4 protein-coding genes are annotated in these 1582 nt (G+C 46.4%); all 4 read right to left on the reverse strand.

Annotation, left to right across the window (positions count from 1 at the left end; translation table 11 throughout):
• Positions 1-247 (reverse strand): SMC-Scp complex subunit ScpB (locus ACTHUE_RS18425; protein ID WP_440424132.1); only part of this gene is annotated, 247 nt, incomplete at its 3' end.
• Positions 248-316: 69 nt separating this feature from the next.
• Entirely contained in the window at positions 317-550 is a 234-nt protein-coding gene (locus tag ACTHUE_RS18430) for a glutaredoxin family protein (protein WP_036472354.1), read from the reverse strand.
• 131 nt (positions 551-681) lie between these two features.
• A complete protein-coding gene (locus ACTHUE_RS18435; protein WP_003681978.1) occupies positions 682-882 on the reverse strand; it encodes a (2Fe-2S)-binding protein in 201 nt (66 codons plus the stop codon).
• 227 nt (positions 883-1109) lie between these two features.
• The coding region (locus ACTHUE_RS18440) for a tyrosine-type recombinase/integrase (RefSeq protein WP_440424133.1) at positions 1110-1582 on the reverse strand (473 nt) is incomplete at its 5' end.

The raw sequence follows: 1582 nt of genomic DNA on the forward strand, positions 1-1582 counted from the left end.
GCTCTTGCAGGCTGCCCAGTCGTTCAAACGCGGCTTGGGCGATTTGGAAGCGCCAGCCCTCATGGGTATGCACCAGTTGCAAAGCCCTGCCCTGCCAGCGGGCCTTCAGTTGCGCCAACACATCAATCAGCTTGTCTTGCGACAACGGCGGCACGCACAATTCGCGCATGGCTTTTTCGTTTAAGGGTTCGACTTGCGTCAACAGCGCCGCTTCAATCAGCGCATCGGGAGAAAGTTTTTCAGTCATAATAAAATCAATGTTCAGACGGCATAAACAGCCAAAGGCCGTCTGAAAGATAATATGGTCAGCGGTTTGTTATGCGCTCAAATGCGCTTTCAGTTTTTCTTCGTCCAAAAACCAATGGCAGATTTCGGTATCGCCATCCAACAAAACAGGCACCAGCTCATTGTACTTTTCTTCTAAAACCGGATCTTCATCAACATCGACAATATCCAGCTCAAATCCAAACTGCTCCTGATAAGGCTTTAATTGTTCGCGCATTTTGTGGCACAGGCTGCAATACTCCCGAAACATCAAGGTCAGTTTCATGGCGGTTACTCTCGGAGGAACAAAAGCGACCATTGTATAGCAAAATGCCTCCAAACCATACAGGCATGACAAAGGCCGTCTGAACAGGCGCGAAACAACGCCTTCAGACGGCCTTTGTGTGTATTCTGAAATTAAGACTGAACGTTGATACCGGCAGTCACGGTATTTTGGGCACTGCTTGCAGTCAAAAATGACGCTGCCAATTCGCCGCAACAACCGCAACAAGTCGCCACGCCTAATTGAGCCTGCAAATCACTCATGGTGGTTGCACCGGCGGCGATGGTCTCTTTGATGTCGTGGTCAGTAATGGCATTGCAGATACATACAAACATAATGTGCTCCAATTATTTTGTTACCCTCTGTAATTGAGAGTAGGATTTATTCTTGAACGTAAATATAAATAAAAACGGTTTGCATTGCAATATTGACACAGTCCTTTTGCTTTGAAATTTTTCTATGAAATTTTATATTTTGATTGATATTTTATAATTTTGAAGTTTGATAACCTTTCAGACGGCCTTAATAACAAAAAGCGGCTTCTTCGAGATGCCGCCTTTATTTATGAACGGGAATGGTGTTCATCGACCATGTTTTTCAAACGGATATTGGCAACATGGGTATAAATCTGCGTAGTATTGATATCGGAATGTCCCAACATCATCTGGACTGAGCGCAAATCGACGCCGTGATTGACCAAATGCGTGGCAAAAGCATGGCGCAAACCGTGCGGGCTGAGCGAAGCAATACCGGCCGCTTCGGCATATTCTTTGACTATCATCCATGCAAGCTGACGGCTGATGCCGCTGCGTTTCTGGCTGACAAATACTTCGTCGCAAATTTTGTTTTTCAGCAACAACGGACGCGATTCGTTGCAATAGCGTTCTACCCAATATGCCGCTTCCTGTCCCAACGGAACCAGACGCAATTTGTCGCCCTTGCCTATGGTACGGATACTGCCGCGATGTAAATCGATATCGCTGAGCGTCAATTTGACGGCTTCGGTCACGCGCAAACCTGTTGCATACATGACTT

The organism is Neisseria sp. P0021.S005 (assembly GCF_051956955.1).